10 protein-coding genes are annotated in these 18,760 nt (G+C 69.5%); 4 read left to right on the top strand and 6 right to left on the bottom strand.

The features are described 5' to 3' along the window. Window positions 1-186: 186 nt before the first annotated feature. On the bottom strand, window positions 187-714 hold the full coding sequence (locus tag ACH4S7_RS17135) for a DinB family protein (RefSeq protein ID WP_398522003.1): 528 nt from the start codon (window positions 712-714) through the stop codon (window positions 187-189). Between the two features lie 303 nt (window positions 715-1,017). Here ACH4S7_RS17135 and ACH4S7_RS17140 point away from each other — a divergent pair, with 303 nt between their 5' ends. Together ACH4S7_RS17140 and ACH4S7_RS17145 are read left to right on the top strand one after the other, a co-directional pair. After that, a complete protein-coding gene (locus ACH4S7_RS17140) occupies window positions 1,018-1,659 on the top strand; it encodes a TetR/AcrR family transcriptional regulator (protein ID WP_398522004.1) in 642 nt (213 codons plus the stop codon). A 60-nt stretch (window positions 1,660-1,719) separates the two neighbouring features. After that, window positions 1,720-2,802 (top strand): flavin-containing monooxygenase, encoded by a 1,083-nt coding sequence (locus tag ACH4S7_RS17145; protein ID WP_398522005.1) that lies wholly within the window; start codon window positions 1,720-1,722, stop codon window positions 2,800-2,802. An 80-nt stretch (window positions 2,803-2,882) separates the two neighbouring features. Here ACH4S7_RS17145 and ACH4S7_RS17150 read toward each other — a convergent pair whose 3' ends face one another. Further along, entirely contained in the window at window positions 2,883-6,260 is a 3,378-nt protein-coding gene (locus ACH4S7_RS17150; protein WP_398522006.1) for a S8 family peptidase, read from the bottom strand. Between the two features lie 498 nt (window positions 6,261-6,758). On the opposite strand from ACH4S7_RS17150, the gene ACH4S7_RS17155 reads away from it, so the two are divergent. After that, window positions 6,759-8,126, top strand: a complete 1,368-nt coding sequence (locus ACH4S7_RS17155; protein WP_398522007.1) for a tol-pal system YbgF family protein — start codon at window positions 6,759-6,761, stop codon at window positions 8,124-8,126. A 697-nt stretch (window positions 8,127-8,823) separates the two neighbouring features. Here the strand turns inward: ACH4S7_RS17155 and ACH4S7_RS17160 are convergent. The 4 genes from ACH4S7_RS17160 to ACH4S7_RS17175 are packed head-to-tail and all read right to left on the bottom strand — an operon-like array spanning window position 8,824 to window position 17,567. After that, the gene (locus tag ACH4S7_RS17160; RefSeq protein ID WP_398522008.1) at window positions 8,824-11,541 is read right to left on the bottom strand and encodes a pPIWI_RE module domain-containing protein; all 2,718 of its coding nucleotides are present in this window, start codon (window positions 11,539-11,541) and stop codon (window positions 8,824-8,826) included. Beyond that, complete coding sequence (locus tag ACH4S7_RS17165; RefSeq protein ID WP_398522009.1) at window positions 11,529-15,131, bottom strand: hypothetical protein; 3,603 nt, start codon at window positions 15,129-15,131, stop codon at window positions 11,529-11,531. Before ACH4S7_RS17165 ends, ACH4S7_RS17160 begins: the two co-directional genes overlap by 13 nt. Continuing rightward, entirely contained in the window at window positions 15,124-16,197 is a 1,074-nt protein-coding gene (locus tag ACH4S7_RS17170; RefSeq protein WP_398522010.1) for a hypothetical protein, read from the bottom strand. The genes ACH4S7_RS17165 and ACH4S7_RS17170 overlap by 8 nt, the downstream gene beginning before the upstream one ends. Next, window positions 16,194-17,567: a PD-(D/E)XK nuclease family protein gene (locus tag ACH4S7_RS17175; RefSeq protein ID WP_398522011.1), complete on the bottom strand. Its 1,374-nt coding sequence runs from the start codon at window positions 17,565-17,567 to the stop codon at window positions 16,194-16,196. Before ACH4S7_RS17175 ends, ACH4S7_RS17170 begins: the two co-directional genes overlap by 4 nt. 267 nt (window positions 17,568-17,834) lie before the next feature. Between ACH4S7_RS17175 and ACH4S7_RS17180 the strand changes: the two genes are divergently transcribed. Continuing rightward, a complete protein-coding gene (locus ACH4S7_RS17180; protein WP_398522012.1) occupies window positions 17,835-18,731 on the top strand; it encodes a serine/threonine-protein kinase in 897 nt (298 codons plus the stop codon). Window positions 18,732-18,760: the final 29 nt, after the last annotated feature.

Raw genomic sequence — 18,760 nt, forward strand, 5'->3', positions numbered from 1 at the left:
GGCGCACGCGTGCGCCTCCGGCGACTCGCGGGCGGGCCTCGCCGCCCGGCGCCTCGGGGTCCCGGTAGACCCGCGCGAGTCTGTGTCGCCTCGGCCTCCCGGTGGACCCCGCCCGCCGCCGCGCGCCTCAGCGTCCCGGTCGTGTGGCGGCGCGAGGCGTTCCGGCGCCCCGGCTCAGGCGGGCCGTCACGCCCCCGCCACCCCGTCGATCCGCTCCCGCAGCAGATCCGCGTGCCCGTTGTGCCGCGCGTACTCCTCGATCATGTGGATCAGGATCCAGCGCAGCGAGACGCCTTCGTCCCCGAGGACCTCGGCGGCCGGTGCGGCGAGCTTGCCGCAGTCGTCCAGGGAGGCGTCGGCAGTGATTTCGCTGCCACGGGCGATCTCCCGCCGCCAGACGGCGAGCGCGGCGGTCATGTCCTGGTCCGGCGAGAGGGTGAAGCCGTCCGCGCCGGCGTCCTCGTAGACGGCGGGCACATCGCGCGCGGGGAACACCCGCTGGAACCAGTTGCGTTCGACCTCGGTCAGATGCCGGACCAGGCCCAGCAGGGTCATCGACGAGGGCTCCACCGACGCCACCCGCACCTGGTGGTCGTCGAGTCCGGCGACCTTCAGCGCGAGCGTGGCGCGGTGGAAGTCCAGCCAGCTCTCCAGCATGGCGCGTTCATCGCCACGCGGGGGCGGGACGGGGCGGCCGTCAGGTGTCGTACCCATGCCGATCACCCTCGCACAGGCCACTGACAGTCGACAGCGTGACGGTCCGGTGATGAGTCCCCGGGGCCACCGCCGGACCGGGATGCCGGGCGGGTCCTTCGGCGACTGGCACACATCCCGTGGTGATATCGCTCGCCGGAAGCGGGGGTGTGGGCAGTCACGGGGCGCTGCCCACCGGTCGGTACCGCCGCGTGCGCTGCCCATCGGTCGGTACCGCCGCCGCTGCGTGCTGCCCGGCGCCGCAAAAGATTGCAGGATCCGCAACCTTGCAGAGCCTGCATGAATATGGCTACCGTCGATCGGGTGACAGCCACTCCACGCGATGAGCGGCCCACGGGCCTCCGCGAGCGCAAACGACGAGAGACACACCGCCTGTTGGCGACCACCGCGCTGCGGCTGGTCACCGAGCGGGGGCTCGACCGGGTGACGGTGGACGACATCAGTGGCGCGGCCGGGGTCTCGCCGCGCACGTTCTTCAACTACTTCGCCTGCAAGGAGGACGCCCTCGTCGTGGCGTACCCGGACTACGCACTGCGGCTCAGGGAGGCCCCCGACCGGATCGCCGCCGTGCCGGAGGAGGTCGAACCGCTGTACGCGGTCGCCCAGGTCTGGCGCGAGGAGTTGGAGCGCATGGACGCGGACCGGGAGGAGTGGCTGACCCGGCTGACGCTGATGGTCGAACACCCCTTGCTCTTCGCACGGCTCGTCGCGCTGGAGGCGGAGAGCGAGCAGCGGACCGTCGACGCGCTCGCCGCCCGCCTCGGACTCGACCCGGACGACCCGTACCCCATGCTCCTGTACTGCGTCGTCGACGGCGCCCTGCGGGCCTGCCTCCAGCACTGGCACCGGCTCGGCGGAACGGTCTCGCTCATCACCCTGCTGGACCGGTCCATCGAGGGCCTGGCGCGCGGACTGCCCGCGCCACCACCGAGAGGCGGGCCGTGAGAACCCCCGGCGCCCCCGTACCAGAGCCCGTACCAGAGAAACGCGCCAGAGAGGGAGTACATGGATACGGCCATCGTCATAGGCGGCGGACAATCGGGACTCAGCGCCGCCTTCGCCCTGCGCAACCAAGGATTCCGGCCGGTCGTCCTGGAGGCCGGCGCGGAACCAGTCGGCTCCTGGCCGCGCTACTACGACAGTCTGCGGATGTTCACCCCGGCCCGCTTCTCCCGTCTCCCCGGGATGCCCTTCCCCGGTCCGGCCACGCACTATCCCGCGCGGGACGAGGTGGTCGACTACTTACGCTCCTACGCCGCCCGACTCGACTGTGAGATCCGCACCGGGCACCGGGTCCGCTCGGTCCTCGCGGACCGGGACGGCCATATCGTGGAGACCACCGATGGCGCCCGGCTGCACGCCCCCGTGGTCGTCGCCGCCACCGGGAACTTCGACCGACCCCACCGGCCCGCGATCCCGGGCCTCGAATCCTTCACCGGCACGGTGCTGCACTCCTCCGAGTACCGTTCGCCCGCCCCGTTCGCGGGGCAGCGGGTCGTGGTGGTGGGCGGAGGCAGTTCGGCGGTGCAGATCGCCATCGAGCTGGCCGGTCACACCAGGACCACGCTCGCCACCCGCGGCCGGATCGGCTTCACCAACCAGTTGTTCCTGCCCGACGGCGACTTCTGGTGGCGGGCCACGGATGCCGTGCTCGGGCTCCCGGTCGGTCCGCTGCTGTCGTCGTCCCAGCCCTTCAACGTCGTACCGGACTACAACGGTGCGTACCGCGCGGCCATCAAGCGCGGCGAACCGGACCACCGGCCGATGTTCGCCGGCGCCGACGGCCCGGAACTGCTCTGGGCCGACGGTCGCCGCGAATCCGTGGACACGATCATTCTCGGTACGGGGTACCGACCGGCGCTGGAGTATCTGCGGCCCATCGGCGCGCTGGACCGGGCGGGACTGCCCCGGCAGCGGCACGGGCTCTCGACCGTCCACCCCGGGCTCGCCTACGTCGGCGTCGACGGCCAGCACACCCTGTTGTCCAACGCCCTGCACGGTGTGGGCCGGGACGCCGCCCACATCGCGCGTCGGCTGCGCCGCCGGATCGCGAGGACCGCGCCCGCCCTGCGGCGCGCCGCCGCCTGACACGACGGCGGCCCACCCGGACCTTCCCGGATGGGCCGCCGCCGTACATCACGGCCAGTGGTGACTGGGCACCTGGCCGCCTAGCCGCCGTAGTAGGCGTTCTGGATCGAGATCCGCGACGTGTTGCCCTTCTTGTCGGCGATCTCGGCCCGGAAGGCGATGCCCTTCCCCTTCGCCGGGTTCTTGACGACGATCTTCCCGGCCCGCACGGGCACGGTCGCCCAGGTCACGCCGTAGTCGTACGAGAGGAGCACCCGAAGCGACTTCAGGTTCGCGCCGGCCGCCGCGCCCTGGACCCGTACGGGCACGGACTGGAGCCTGCCCGCGGGAGCGGTGCCGTCCAGCGCGACCGAGGGGGTGAACCGCGCGACGGACAGCGGCAGTTTCGCGAACGCTTCGTCACCGCCGGCCGGCCGGGTGGAGCGGAACGTCCAGCTCGCGTCGATTCGGCTGGACGCCGCGGCGATCTTCGGGCTCCGGCGGAGCGAGGTGGCGAGGGTGTACGTGGCCGGGGCCGACGGGATCTTGTAGGTGTGCTCCCCCTCCAGCCGGTCATCGGTCTCGAACAGCTTGACCTTGCCCCGGTGCAGGGTGGTCCGGGCGGCCGACATCGCCGACATGCCCCAGTTGTCCGCGCCGTCGTTGAACATCGGCACATAGGCCGTGAGGGTGTCGCCGGTGCGGTAGAGGCCGACGTCGTCGCTGAGGGAGGGGCCGGCCACGGCGGTGTTGATGGTGACCGTGTACGCCTTCCCGGCCCGGTACCGCTTCTCCCCGGTGGAGTAGGCGATGTCACGGGCGGGATTGCCGTGCGCGTCCTTCTCACCGAACTGGTCGTAGTCGAACTGCCAGGTGGTCCCCGGTGCGGTGGACAGGTGCATGGTCACCGTGGTGGGCACCCGCCGCTCAACGGACATGCCGTAGGACCCATCGGTCCCCGGGAGGAAGGCCCAGGCCACGACCGCGCCCTCGGTGCCCCGGGCCGACGAGCCGAGGCCCACCGTGACCTTGGTCAGCTCGCCCGCCGTGTAGCGCTTGGTGAAGCCGGTCGCGAGGCGCTTCACCGTCCCGCCGAGCACGGTGTTGTACTCCGTGGCGGTGCCCGAGACCCAGTGGGACTCCCACTTCTGCTTGAGCCGCACCCCCGTGGCGGCGCCGCCGAGCTGCCCGGTCCGTATGTTGGCGAACGAGGACTGGTACCAGCCTCCGACGGCCGTGCTGTCGCCCAGGGCCACCTGGTACTCGCCTCCGACTCCCTCCGGGGTGGCACGGGCGTCCGGCACGGTGATGGAGACCGGCTTGGTGCCACGGGCGTCGACGGTGATCGTCGTGTCCTTGGAGACGTCGAGCAGGGGCTGTACGAGCCAGTCGCCGCCCTTGCTCTCGTCCGCCGGGTCGACGATGCGCCGGGCGTCCAGGGTGTATCCGCCCTTGGGCACCCGGACCTTGGCCGTACCGGTCGGGGCGGAGTACTGGATCTCCCGCTCGGCGCCGGGACCGCTCAGGCCCAGCAGGACGGAGTGGAAGTCCTTGCTCGGCGCGCCCTCCCGGTCGAGGTGGTGGACGGTCAGGTCGTACGACTCGACCTCCCGGTCCACGGTGCCGGTCGTCCGCACGGTCTGACCGCCGCCGGTGGCGACGACGGTCGCGGAGTAGGCGCCGACGATGTCACCGCCCAGCCGGGTGTCGGTGGTGACGTCGACGGAGGCCGTGCCACCCGCGGGGACCGTCACATTCCGCTGGCCGACCGAGAAGAAGCCGATCGGGGTGGGCCGGCCGGTGGGGCCGGTCGCCGCGATCGTCATCCGGAGGGCGACGGCCTGGGTCCCCAGATTGCGGTACGTGATCTTCTTGGTGACGGGGGTGTCGTCGGTGTGCGGCCACTGCTGGGTGCCGAAGTTCAGCGACGACTCCTCCGCGATCACCGTCTGCCGGATGGCCTGGTCAACGGCGATCCGGCCGGAGCCCTGCTGGAAGATGCCGTGGCCGCCGCTCTTGGTGGACCCGATCAACACCTGCTTCAGCTCGCGGCCGGTCAGGGCGGGGGTCCGCTGCTTGAGGAGTGCGGCGGCGCCCGCGGCGTGCGGCGCGGCCATCGAGGTGCCGGAGATGGTCGAGTAGCCCGGAGGCTGCTGGCCGACCTGGTCGTCGATGACGCTGCCGGGGACGGCCGCGGCGGTGGTGTTCACCCCCGGTGCGGTGACATCCGGCTTCACGGCGTTGTCACCCTTGCGCGGGCCGACGCTGGAGAAGTCGGCCATCAGCTCCTTGTCGTCGACCGCGCCCACGGTGAGCGCGCCCTCCGCGCTGCCCGGTGAACCCACGGTGCCCGGCCTGGGACCGTTGTTGCCCGCCGATACGGCGAAGAGCACGTCCTTCTCGGCGGCGACCTTGTTGACATGGGCTTCGAGGGGGTCCAGCTCCGGGGTGTCGTAGCCGCCGAGGCTGAGGTTCACGATGTCGGCGCCCCGCGCCACCGCCCAGTCGATACCGGCGATGATGCCGGAGTCGAAGCCCGAGCCGTCGTCACCGAGGACCTTGCCGTTGAGCACCTTGGCGCCGGGCGCGACGCCCTTGAACTTCCCGCCCGACTTGGCCCCGGTGCCCGCCGCGATGGAGGCGACATGGGTGCCGTGGCCGTACCGGTCCTTGGTGTCCTTGGACGAGGTGAAGTTCTCGGCGCCGACCACCCGGCTCGCGAGGTCCGGGTGGGTCACGTCGACCCCGGTGTCCAGGACGGCGATCGTGACGCCAGTGCCGTCGTAACCCGACGCCCACGCTTGGGGCGCGCCGATCTGCTTCACGCTGGTGTCGAGCTGGGCCCGGCGCACCCCGTCCAGCCAGATCCGGCTGATCCCGGCGCTGGTGGTCCGTGCGCCCCGCTGCTCGGTCCGGGTGAGCGCCTCCCACAGGGCGGGGACGTCCCGGTCGGGGGTGGTGACGGCATCGGCGTTCAGCCCCGGGAGGGACCGCCGCACCTGAGTGTCTCCGGCGGACCGCACCTCGGCGCGGGCGGCGCCCGCCGAGGCCCCGCCATAGCCGACGATGACCTTGATCCCGTCGGCGCGGGCCTTCCGGCTCGCGGCCCCGCTCAACTCGGTGACGTCGAAGAGACGTCGGTCGAGGCGTCCGGCTTCGATCAGTCGGCGTGCGTCCTCCGGTATGACGAAGGTGTGTCCTGCGACCGTCCGGGTCGCGATGGGTATGGCCTCGCGGCCCTTGGCGCGCTCGAAACCGACGGCCCGGCCCTTGCCGTCGACGATGACACGGTCACCGGTGACGAGCGTGACCCGGTGTTTGGTGGCGACCCCCGCCTTCGCCTTGGCCGTGGTCGCGGCCGGCTGCTGTTCCGTGCGCTCTGCAGCGACGGACGACGGGCCGGTCATGCCCGCCGTCAGGGCCACGGCGGCCGCCGTGGCGATCGTGGAGATGCACGCCCTTTTCACTTGTCTGCGCAAGTCTCCCCCTGGAGATGAGCGAAGCGGACACACCGAAGTGGCCGCTCTTGCGGGGGAGTTGACCGCACGCATGGCGGCGGCTCCCCCTGGAAGTCGCAGTATGACCGGGGTGCGTGAAGGCGTTCAATGGCGACGGGCGCGTGGTAGGCGCTCCGGGGCGGGGGATATCCGCCGCGCGCCGGTGGCGTACGGGCGGGGCGTGTCCGGGGCCGCGAAGACGCGAGAGGTTCGAGATGGACCGGACTCCCCCCAACTGCCCACTAATCCCATGTACTTGACCAAATTTTGGCAGAGATTTGGAGACTGATTGAGACTTCTCGCCACTCCTGCGGTAATCAGATCGCAGGACGATGAGGGCAGCGGCCGGAGAATGTCTTCGGCCTCCCGCCGCCCGGCCCGAAGGCGATCCGCCGCACATCGGGACGGGTACGCGGTGAACAGCGCGTTCGCGCCGGGCCGCCTGGGACGGGAGTGAACTCTCCCTGGAGATGAGGCAGCATGGCGCGCCGCCAGCCCAACCGCAGACTCGCCGCACTGCTCGCGGAGGCCGGCTGGGGGCCGGCCCAATTGGCCCGCGAGGTCAACGGTCTCGGCCGGGCGCAGGGTCTGACCTTGAGCTACGACCGGACCGCGGTCGCCCACTGGCTGACGGGTTCCCGGCCCCGGCCGCCCGTCCCCGAGCTGGTCGCCTCGGCGTTCAGCGGTCGCGGTGGCCGCCTCGTCACCGCCGAGGAGACCGGCCTGACCAAGGCCCGGCAGGCCGCCGATGACCCGTTGCTGCCGCACCGGTCCGGTGCGGGCGACACCGTGGACCGGCTGGTCGCCCTGTGCCGCGCCGACGCGGACCCCGTGAGCCGCGCCGGCGTCACCGGCTCCGCGTACACCCTGGCCGATCTGACCGCACTCGACTGGAGACCCAAGCGGCTCCCCGCCGTCCGGTCGGCCGGACCGAGCCGGCAGGTCACTCGGGAGGACATTCAGCAACTGTTCCGCATGGTCCAGGTCTTCGTCGACCTGATGGAGTTCCACGGCGGCGCACACGGCCGCTCGGCCCTGGTCGCCTATCTCGCCGACGATGCCAGCCCTCTCCTGGTCGCCCCCGGCCCACCCGCCCTGCGCCGGGAACTCCTCACCGGCGCGGGTCAGCTCGCCCATGTGGTGGCCCGCATGAGCATGGACGCGGGACACGCCCGGCTGGCCCAGAGCTACTTCACCATCACCCTCGACCTCGCGGGGGAGGCCGACGACCGCCGTCTGCACGCCGTCACCCTGCGCGCCATGAGTATCCAGGCGCTCTCCCTCGGGTTCCGCAAGCGCGCGGCCCATCTCGCCGACGTCGCCGTGGACACCGCGGGCCCGGACGCCGATCCGTCCACCCAGGCATTCCTGCTCAGCCAGCGCGCCGTCACCCACGCCTACGCGCGCCGCCGCCGGGAGGCCGTCAGCGATCTCGCGACGGCCCAGGCGCAGCACGACCGCGCCGACGGCGGGACGGGCCCCTTCACCCGCTACCCCCGGCCCGGCCTCGACTATCAGCGCGGCCGGGCACTGCTGGCCCTGGGGGAGCCGGCCCAGGCCGTGCATGCTTTGACGACGGCGGCCGACGCCCGCCCCGAGGACCGGCACCGGTCCAGCGCGCTCACCCGGGCGCGGCTCGCCGGGACGCTGCTGACACTGGGGCGGCTCGAAGAGGCATGTATCCAGTGGCAGGTCTTCCTCGACCACTACCCGATGCTGCACGCGGCTCCGGCCGATCAGGCCCTGCGCCAGTTGCGGACGTCACTGCGGGGTTTCCACCGCCAGCCCCACGCCGCCGCCGTCCTCCGGCGCGCGCGCTCGGTCAGCCGCCCGGCGCCACCGGGCTGACGTCCCACCCCGCCGCCCACGCAACCCGCTCAGGCGCTGCCCGGCGTCTCCCCCCGCACCCGAATTCGCGCACCGGCCACCTGCCCCCGCACACAACCGTTCGCGACCCGGGGCCGCGGCTTCTCATGGTGTGCCGCCCGCCGCCCGGGCTCCGCCGCGACCCTGGAGGCTTCACCAGGCGCCCCGAGGGGACTGAAAGCAAAAGGATCGTCCATATCCCGATGTGTAGCGGGGCGCCGTCCCCCGGCAACGACGGTTTGGCATATGTCGCGGACATACACCCGCAGAATCGATTCACGGGTGCTCCATCCGCCACGGCGGGGCTGGGGGGCCGTGGAGCATGGCGAGGTCCTCGGCCGGAGGATGAGAACCGGGTCCGGGCCGAGTGGTGACTGTGTGGCATCGCCGTACAGCCCTACTGGATCCCACCGGCCCCGGCGAGGTCCGACCGAGTGCTGGCGATACTGCGCCGCACGAATATCGTGACCCCGCGCTTCGACGACTTCGAGCGTCGCGACGCGATAGGGCCGTACGACGCTTATGCGCTCGGCGCCACCCTGGGTCTCGGTACAGCCGAACCCTGCTCGGTCCGGGAAGCGTTGGGTTTCTGTCGGTGTAAGTCCTGACCGCCTACTCCGAGGTGGAGCGCTGCTGCATCCCGCTGATCCTGGGAGGGGGGAGACTTCCAGGACTGGCGTTACTCGGGCTTCTGCTCATCTGCGGGGGGTGGCGCAAGGGGCAGGACGTATTCCTCGGCGCGCTTTCCCAAGTGGAGTGGGAGGGGGCGGGAGAGCGGGTCGTACTCGTCGTGGAAGCGCAGTTGATGAGTGGCCGCGGCTACCACGGACGGCCGGTCAGGTGACGTGCCGGTACGGCCGGCCGCTGCCAGTGCCGACGGGGACAGGCAGCCCACCACAGTGAGTTCCAGGGCTTGTGGATTCCATGCCCGGGCTGCGGGAGCGTGTGGCCAGTTTTTATCGGGAACCAGTTTGCGCAGGTCACGGCGGACGGCGCCGGCGGTGGCCGGCTTCCCGACGGTGCTCAGGAAGACTCGGTTGTCCGGGACCGCATCGCGGGCCGCCCATAGGCCCGCCGAAAATCCGGGAGGCTCGTCCTCGTCGTCGGCGGGCGCGTACCACTGAGGTGTCTCGGACCGGCTGTTGGTGTCCCGAAGAAGCACCATTCTGAGGTCCGCACCGTGGAGGACGAGCCGGGCTGGCTCCTCACCGCAGAAGGTGATCATGTCTCTGTGTAATTCGCCGTTGCTCAGTCCGGGCCATGCCGCACGGAGATTGCCGCTGTTCGCAAGGATTAAGGTCGGTCGATCACGTACCTGGAAGAGCAGCGAACGGATCTGGCGTTGGACCTCGTCGGGTTGGCCATCCGCAGGTCGGGCGACCCGGCCGGGCCGGAGTTCGGCTCGCGCCGTGTCGGTGGCGAGAGTGAGAAGGAGTCGGGGATACGGCACCCATTCCTTGCGAGCCTCGTCCCACCCTCGTACAGGGTGTACCGGATCGTTCGGCCGGATCCTCAGGGCGATCAAGCGCTCCGTCGCCTGTCGCGTCGGCCCGTTGGCCTGCCGCCGGACATGCCAGAGAGCCAGATACTGGAGGTCCTCGGGGAGCTTCTCGTCCAGTTGCTGTTCCGGGGGGACCACGGCACCGAGCTGGCGCATTCCGTCGGCCACCGCAGAACCGGCCCGCATGGCCAGGGGACCCTCGGCGTCCTCCGGAACGACGATGAACTGGCTCACCCGGTCCGCCCGTGCGCACCCGTGCCGCAGCGCCACCTTCGGATCGGAATCCGGTCGCTTGCGAAAGCGTCCGGGGCCCAGCGTTTCCACCAGCGCCAGGCCAGCCGTCCCACCAACCGGGCCGAGTCGTTCCGCCGTCTGGGCGGCCCGTTTGCGGACAGCCTCAGCCAGCACCTGGGCTCGTGACCAACCCTGCTTGCGGATGACCTCCAGAGGGGCACCCAGACCCTCCAGCGAGTGGACGCGCATGTGCACGCTCAGGCCGCCGAACCGCCATTCGTACTCGCCGTCCGCGGTGCCCGTGCTTGCCGGGAGCCCCAGCCATTCGCACAGGGCCCCGATCGTCGCGTCCCTGGTCTCGTCGGTCTGCCAGAGCACGTCCACCCGCAGGGGCTGTCCGTCGAGGGCCGCCCGCACCGCGGCCCGCCGGGCCCGTACGCGCTGCTGTACGCGCTGCTCAAGCTGTTGCGAGTCCTTCGTGGCGGAGCTGGGGAGGAGAATCGGTCGTCGCTTCTGGTGGGCGCGTTCGTAGTCGGGCACCCTGCGCAGGAAGGGGCGGAGAGCGTCCTCCACCCAGCGGTCGAGCAGCGAGCGTTCGAGCGGCATGAGTCCGACGCCGACGCGGTGGTCGTCCATCGCGGTGCTGTGCACGATGCCGGCCGCGACCCCGTCGCGGCCGTCGAGCCATTCCACCGCTTCGGCGGCCACCTCGCTCGGCTTGGGGTATGCGCGCAGAATATCCAGATGCGGGAGCATGTCGACCAGGCTGTGCCGGGTCCAGGCCAGGGCGCCGAGTCCGCGGTCGAAGGCGAGCGAGTTGACGGCGAGACGGCGGCGCGGGGCCTGGGTACCGGGCCACGGCAGCGGCGCGTCGAGTAGGACGCTCGCACCACGCCCATCGGGCAGCCGTACCGGAGATCCGGTCTCCCAACGGCGGACCCCGTACGACACATGCACCCGGAAACGAGTCGCGAAGGGCACCGTCTGTACGGTGACGGTCGCCAGTGCCGAGTAGTACCAGGTGCGCTTGGCACGAACGTACTTCCGCGGTGGCCAACTCACCAGCTCCACTCCTTGGTCCCGGGTGACCTGGCGGAAGGAGAGGTCGATGCCGTCGAGACGGAGTGGACGGGCCGACAGCCTCGCGCCCACCCACTCCGGGAGGAGATGGTAGAGCCGACGGTCCGGTTGCGCGGTGCCTCCCTCGGAGGGCTTGGCCGCGGCGAGGTCCACGGACTCATGGCGCCATCGCGGACTGTGCTGGTCGATCAGGGTCAGCGCCCGGTCCAGAGCCGCACGGTGCTCGGCCGCTCGCGCCGGATCGGGGTCGGTGTCGGGTGGCAGGGTCATCACCCAGGACGCCAGCAAGGGGGCGACCAGCTCCGCGGGCATCTCTTCCGAGGCGTAGAACCAAGGCACGTCCGAGCTGGTTCCCGCTCCCCGGCCCGTTGCCACCAGCCCTGGCGCCGTGGAACGCAGCAGAGCGTTGAGGCGCTTGACGGGCAGCCCGAGTGGTTGTTCCCTGCGTCGCCACCGGCGCCGGTAGAGGTCCAGGAACTCGGCGCGCCATTCGGCGGGGAAGTCGATCACTCGGTACTTCTCGGTCCAAGGGTCCGAGGCCGGGTCTGGTTCGTAGGCGCAGGCTCTGATCAGGTTGTACACGGCGGGTCTCCTTCGGTGAGCTGGTCCTCGATGAACGGGGAAAGACAACGGTCGAGGGCGGTCCACATGGGGAGGTAGAGCGCCGCGACGATGTGGCGGTCGTCAGGGGGCACATCGGTGCCCGGCGTGAAGTAGGGCCTGAGCACAGCGTGGATGCTGTGCAGGAGGCTGGACTCCGGGACGTCCGGCTCGCCGATGGGGTGGCCGGCGGCGAGTCGGGGTGCGAACGCGGCATCGACGAAGGCGACTCGGGTGGGTACGGCTCCTCGCACGGAGCGGCCGATCACCTGCCAGATCAGGACGAGTAGATCCCAGGTCACCTGTTGACGGTCATCCTTGCCCAGCGCTCTCCACGCCATGCGCCGGGCGAGCACTCGGGACCATTCGGACCGAGCGAGGTCCCTGACCTTGCGGGCGCCAAGACCCAGGGTGGCCTCACCCTGTACCCATGCGTCGAACTCACCCCCGTCGCGGGCTCGTACGATCCAGTCGTTGATCGCGTGCACGGCGAGACCGAGGTCGTCGGGGCGTGGGTTGGGGCGGGCGAGGAAGTAGATGGAGCCGATCGCGGCGTGCCGGCGGTCGAGGTCGAGGATGTTGTGTCCGCGCTCCACTGCCAGCAGAGGCGCCACCAGGATCTCGGCCCTGGTGGTGGCCAGGGTCTCCACGTCCCCGCGCCGGAGCACCGGCGCGTGGTACTCGTCCTCGTCCGACCCGGTGCCGGCATCGGGATCGTCGTCGGACACCAGTCGGTACACCCTGCCCCGCCACCGTGTGTTGAGGGTGTGCAAGGTGTCGGCCACGACCTTGGCCTCCTCGTAGCTGCCGACGAGTAGCAGAATGTGCCGGCGGTTCTCGGGAAGCGACTCAAGTTCATCGCCCAGACGGCTCGCTCCCGAGTCGTCGTCGCCCAGGGCGGTCACCATCCGGCGCAGGATGTCCGCCCGCTGGTCGATCGGTTCTCCCGAGAGCCGTTGGGCATCGGCGCGCTCATGACATTCACACGCCGCGCGACAATCGCAGGCGTAACGGATGAACTCGAAGCGGAACACGCTCTGCTCGGCGATCCTCCTCAGTTCGCCCGGATCGGGCTCGATGATGATGCCGACGGGTACGGGAATGTGATAACGGCTGGAGAATCCAGCCCAACTACTGCCAGACATCAGCAGGACGTTCGTACCGGGCCGGCCATCCACCGTGGGCAGATCGGGCATCATGCGCAGCAATTCTCGGCCGACTCCGCTGCAGCGGAAGAACCGCAGTTCCCCGGTTCGAGCTCCGCCCTGGTCCGGACCCCCCTCCAGCAGGAACTGGAAGCCGATCACATTCCCCATGGGCGCCTCGGGCACCATCGGGCCGTAGTCAGGCGGCCTGCGGTACATCTCGTTGAATCCCAGGTTGAGTGCCGAAGCGACCCGCGGCCACATCGCGTTGATGAGGGCGAGCTTGGGTTCCAGCGCACTGAGCAGCAGGGCGAACTCGAATCGGGTCATCAACAGTTCGAGCCAGTCCTCCGGATCCTCCGGCAGAGGGCTCGTCCGTCGGTTCTTCGCCGATGTGGCGCCCTTGGCCCTTGTGCGGAGCTTGGTCCGGCGCTCCGGATCCGGCCCCGAACACTTCTCGGTGTAAGCGCGAAAAGCTGAGTAGCGCTCACGACCTTCGTCGCCCGGTTCCAGGAACTGGTTCAGGTCGAGCAGCTCGCGAAGCACATCCCGGAGACGATCGCGAGTGCGTTCGCGGTAGTTGGTGTGCAGCAGCTCGCCCATCAGGCCCGTGAGTTCGCCGCCGATCGTGGTGGCCGGATGGCGGTCGCCGAACGGGTTGTCCCTGAAGGCATCCAGGGTTTCATCGAGTTGCCGTCGTCGATTCCGATGATGTTGCTCCACGGGACCTCCCAGGGTCCTCGCATCCACGCCCTCTCGATCTTCGGGCAACGGATATCGCTCCTCCAAAAGCCGTTGCTGGAGCCTGCCGGCGCCGAAGTAGCCGGTCCTGACCCAGTCGCGCAGATCGAACTCGCTCACCAGCATGCCGACCAGCCGGTCGGTCGCGGCCTGAGTGGTGTTGACGGCGGCCGACCAGTTCTCGACGTCCCGGTCGGACAGTTGGATCCGGCCGGCGCCCGCCAGCTCTCGGATGCGATGTTGGTTCACCTCATCGAGGAACGAGCGGGTGTCCGGCCCTCCGCCGACGAGTGGAATTCCGGGGGCGAACATTCGATCGAGCTGCATTTGGACCCGGTCCGCCTCGTCGACGACTATCAAATCGCTTCGCCGGCAGGCGAGTTCGAGATACCGGATATGCTCACGGTTCTGGGGGTTCGGCACCTTCGAGTCGACCAGGCTGGGTGACGTTGCCACCCAGACGGCCGCGTCGACCAATTCGCGCGAGCTGTGATGGCGCGGGCATCCAGACCAGAATGGACAGGCCACCCGCCGTCGCGCCCACGGGTCGTCCGCGTAGTCGCCGCGCTGCCGCGGGGGTTGCAGTCGGGTGCACGGTGCTTCGCCGTAGCCCAGCGGGGAACCGGATGACTGCGCATCGGTGCGCCGCAGGGCGTTCAGGGCGCAGGACGTACTCAGATGGGCGAACGCGGAGTCCGCGTGGGCCAGCAGATTGCGTTCACCCCGCCCCGCCAGCCGTCGGTGCAGCCGTTCGGCGTGCTGTTCGCGCCCGGCTGCCCCCAGCACGGGCGCGGCGGAGCCCGGCACGTACGTGTTGTACAACTCGACCAGCTTGAGCTGCTCGGCGACATCGCCGACGACGACGGTCACCCGTCGGCCTTGCCCTGCCAGGTGCACCGTCAGTACATCGCGCAGCGTGCTCTTGCCCGCGCCGACGATGCCGAGAAGATGCTGGATCCGAGACACCTCGAACCTCTTCACGCACTCGAACCCTCCGGCTCCGCGGACGAAGACGTGGATCTTCTTCAGACGCCCGACCCAGTCCTGTGACTTCACCGAGTCCATGAGATGCGCCGTCGCCTCCAGCTCCTTCCACTTGAAACGCAATGGCTCGCCCCTGTTCACCGGCAGCGCCGCGAGATCGTGACCAGCCGGGGGCCGCGGGGTGTGTTCGGGCAGACGGACAGTGGCCAGGTACCTTCCGAGCGGAAAGGCGAGCCGGCCCGCCTTCGCGAAGGCCATCGGTCGTCCGGCGAACACGGGTGCCTCGCGGAGTAGCCGTTCGTACTCCTGCCAGCGGTCCGGTGCCACCGACAGCGCGGAACGCCGGACGGCCGGGCGCTCCACGTCGGTGACGTCATACGCACGGAGCTGGCGATCGAGCCGTTGATAGTCCTTGAGGGCATCGGCCCACGCGCGGCGGCGACCCCATGTCCACAGCGTGTACCGCGCGATGCGCAGGGTTCGCTCCCCGGCTTCGTCCACGGCGCCCCAGGCCCGTGCGAAAGGGTGCCCACTGAAGAGAACCCAGGCGTCCTGGGCCGGGGCATCGGACGCGAACCTCTCCTGGAGCATGAGCCCGATCTCGATCTCGCACAGAGCGACGAGTCTGGACCTTCTCAGACCTCGGGCGCTGTCCGACAGTTCGCCGGTCACCTCGGCCAGAGACTGGTCGGTACTACGCATCGACGCTCCTCTCGCGAGCGGCTCGGGCAGCCTGTCGCTGCCCTGTGAACTTGTCCGCGGACAGCAGCCGGACCCCGGACCCGACCGGCAGCGCGCTCTCGAAGCTCTCGCGGTATCCCGGGCTCGTCACCAGCCGGTGGGGGGCGACCACATGCAGCGGACCAGGTAATCCGGCTGCGGTCTCGGCAGCGCGCAGGGCCGCTGGCACGGGCTGTTCCCGGTCCTGGACCTGGAAGACCCCTGCTGTTCCGTCGGGACCGGCGAATTCATACAGGCCCGGCCCTCGCGGCAGCAGGCGGGTTCGTGAGGGCAAGGCGGAGCGGACGGCGCGTTCGGTACGGCCGGGAAGTGCCAGGAAGAGCCGTAGGGCCAGTGGCAGGATGCGGGACTGCTCCGGTTGTTGGGTTGATTGGAGTACGTGCTCGCCCGGGTGGCATCCGCCCTCGCACCAGGACGTCTCCGGCGCAATGGGTTTGGCGAGGAGGGAGCACCCGGAGCAGCTGTACACCGTACGGTCGATCCAGAACCGATCGGGTACGGGGCCGTAGAGACCCTGGACCATCCTCCAGGTATGAGCCACGGTCGGGCCGAGGAACTCGATCGGGTTGTACTGGAGGAGGAGCGGCCGATTGATCAGGAAGTCGCGGCAGGTCGCGAACCGCTCCACGGTGCCGCAGGAGTCGGCGAGTTCCGCCAGCAGCGCCACGGCCTCACTCTCAACCACACCCTCTGGGCCCCAGGAGGCCAATTCGGCACAGGTCCGGGTGGCCTCCTTCGAGCCTCCATGAATGAGCCGGGCATCAACCGACAGGAACCCGTCCGGCAGCTCCAGGGGCCACCAGGCCGTCGGGTTCTTCTCCCGGCACCACAACAGCAGCTCAGGAATGCCTCCGGGCACCGGTCGATTCCGGAGCAGGCCCGCCAGAACCAACCGGTCCAGGGCCACTTGGAGATCCGGAGGGTACGGCAGCCGAAACGTCGCTACCTGCGTCATCTGGGCGAGATCGATCAGGCCACGGGATACGGCCGCGAGTAACTCCACGCCCGACCGCTCGTCCCCGGTCACCCGCTCCCTCGCGTCGCGTCGCTCCGCGGAGGTCCGGCCGAACACCACTTGGCCATCTCGCAACCACTGCACTCAGGCCCCGGAACCGGCTCGAACAACAACTCCGAGTGCCAGCCCGACACCTGCTCCCTCAACACCTTCTCAGCGGCTGCCCGGGTTCTCGGCGCGCTGGGGTCAAGCGTGCGCAGATCCACCCCGCCAGGGCGCAGGACCTCCAGTTCGACACGCCCTCCCTCCCGGGACCCGTGCAACAGCCCGGCTCCGACGATCTGTACAGCCAGCGCGAGCTGGGGATAGGTGGTCAGCAGATCGCGGCGCCCCCGGTCACTGCCGGATGTCTTCGTCTCCCGCCAGACCCAGGCTCCGGCGTCCCGGTACAGCAGGTCCGGATCTGCTACGACCACCAGGTCGGCCGAAGTGTCCTCAAACACCAATCGGGGTTCGACCCGGATCTCCGGTCGCACCGTGGCGATGCGCAGAGGGCACACCTCGGCGTGATGGCGCAGCAATTCCGCGCCCAGCAGACGTTCCTCGACGAGGAGCCGATATCCCTCGGGCACCCAGTCCGTCGGAATCTCGACAGTGCATGGCGCAGCGGATCGGCGACCGTGCCGTTCAGCCAAGAACTGATGGACGGCTCTCCCCCGCTCGGCCGCGGCGTTCCGTTCCAGCGTGGCGTCTGCCGGGATCCGCAGCCCGCGCAGATACCCCCGTGCGGGGCAACTTCGGTGGCTCCGGCCGGTCGTGGAGGACCAGCTACGACGGGGGCGAGTACGGTCGGCGATTCCCAGCAGCCCCTCAGTTCTTGGCAGCTCCGGGCACACCGGCGCTGCGACACATGACACACAGGCACTTCCGGGCCGGTACTCCCGGCCGTCGAGCAGCGCCCGGACGGCCGGCGCACCATGAGCCCGGTACAAGTCCAGTGCCTGTGACCGGCTTCCCTCGAAAACCGGGTCCGACCGACCGTCGGACAGGGCGAACTGGATGACCTTGACTTCCTCCACCCGAGGGTCACTGTCGCCTTCCGCCGCGACCAGGGCGGCCACCGCTCGCTCGGCTTCGTTGCGTTCCCGTAATCGGGTGACCGGCAGGCGCAGCTCACGTCGGCGTCCGTCGGCCGACTCGAAGCAGCGGCCCCAGGCGGAGATGCGGTAGTGCCTGACGGCGCCCTGGGTACCCCTGTCCGGCGAGGAGTAGCGATAGACCCACTGGCTCCGCGCGGGCTGGAGGTCAGGACCTGGTGGGAGCGCCTGGTGGTACATCCGCAGCGCGTGCTCGGTCCATTGCTGCAGTCCGTCGTGGAGAGGGGGCTTCCGGTAGCCGTACGGGGCGTCTTCCGGCCGCTCGATACGGTCGGCGGCGCTCATGAACGGGCTGTTGGTGAAGGATTCCAGTGCCTCCCGCTTTGACGCGGCCCGGCTCCTTAGTCGCAGGCCACGGGCCTTGAATGCGTCGGATGCCGGGCACCGATACCGTTCCGGTCCGAACATGCCCAATCGGATATGGATGGCATCCGATTCGCCGATCAGTCCGTCGGGAGGCCAATTACCTGTCATAGTATTCTCGCTTGTCTGTTGCCAGATTCCTTGGTCGAACATCGACCCGGAATTCCTCTGTGTATATGGAGCAATCGAATGCTTCCTGGGCTTATCCTCAAGGACCGCTATCAGGTTGTGGGAAGGCTCGGCACGGGCTCGGAAGGTGAGACCTTCGTCGCCTGGGACCAGGTGCGCCGGCAGAAGGTCGCGGTGAAACTGCAGCACTCCCGTGTCGTTGAGTCGACGGCCGAGTACACGGACTGCGGTCGGTACATCATGGATGAGCATGACCGGCTCCAGGCTCTGCTGGATATTCCGGGTATTCCCGAGGTGTATGACAGGGGTTCATACGGAAGGAACGGTCGCAAGTTTCTTGTCATGGAGCTGATCGACGGTGTGAACCTTGACCGCTGGATCCGCGATCACCATCCGATTCCGAAGGATGCGGCCGTCGCGGTCGTGGCGCAGTTGTGCGAGATCCTCGAAGATGTGCACGATCAGGGATATGTGCATCGTGATGTCACTCCCAGGAACACGATGCTGCAACCGGACGGCCGAGTGCGGCTGCTGGACGTGGGTATCGCAGTCGAACCCGGAAAAGTCAAGAACGACCCCCGGGGTACCCCGGGGTACGGCGCTCCCGAACAGTTGATCGATGACTCGTGGGTCACTCCGCGAACCGATGTTTTCGCTCTTGGTGCCCTGCTCTTCAGGATGGTCGGCCGACAGTTGCCGTACAGCGGTCTGGAGTATCCATTCGAAGCTACGGCCCAGCCTTTTCCTGAAGGGGCTCCGGCGAATGTGCCGGAATCGCTCCGTGCCCTCGGGCTGGCCATGGTCGCGATCAATCCGGATGAACGGCCGGCCGGCGCCGCCGAAGTACTGCGCCGACTGCGGCCGATGCTGCCCCAGCCCGGTTCCCCGGCCTCCCCGAAGGCCACCCGCCCCGATCCGACACTCCCATGGCGTTGCGCGGCGTCGTCGACGCGGTAACCCACGGGACGGACGGTCCGCGGCCGAAT

The organism is Streptomyces sp. NPDC020965 (assembly GCF_044333555.1).
Classification (GTDB): Bacteria; Actinomycetota; Actinomycetes; order Streptomycetales; family Streptomycetaceae; genus Streptomyces.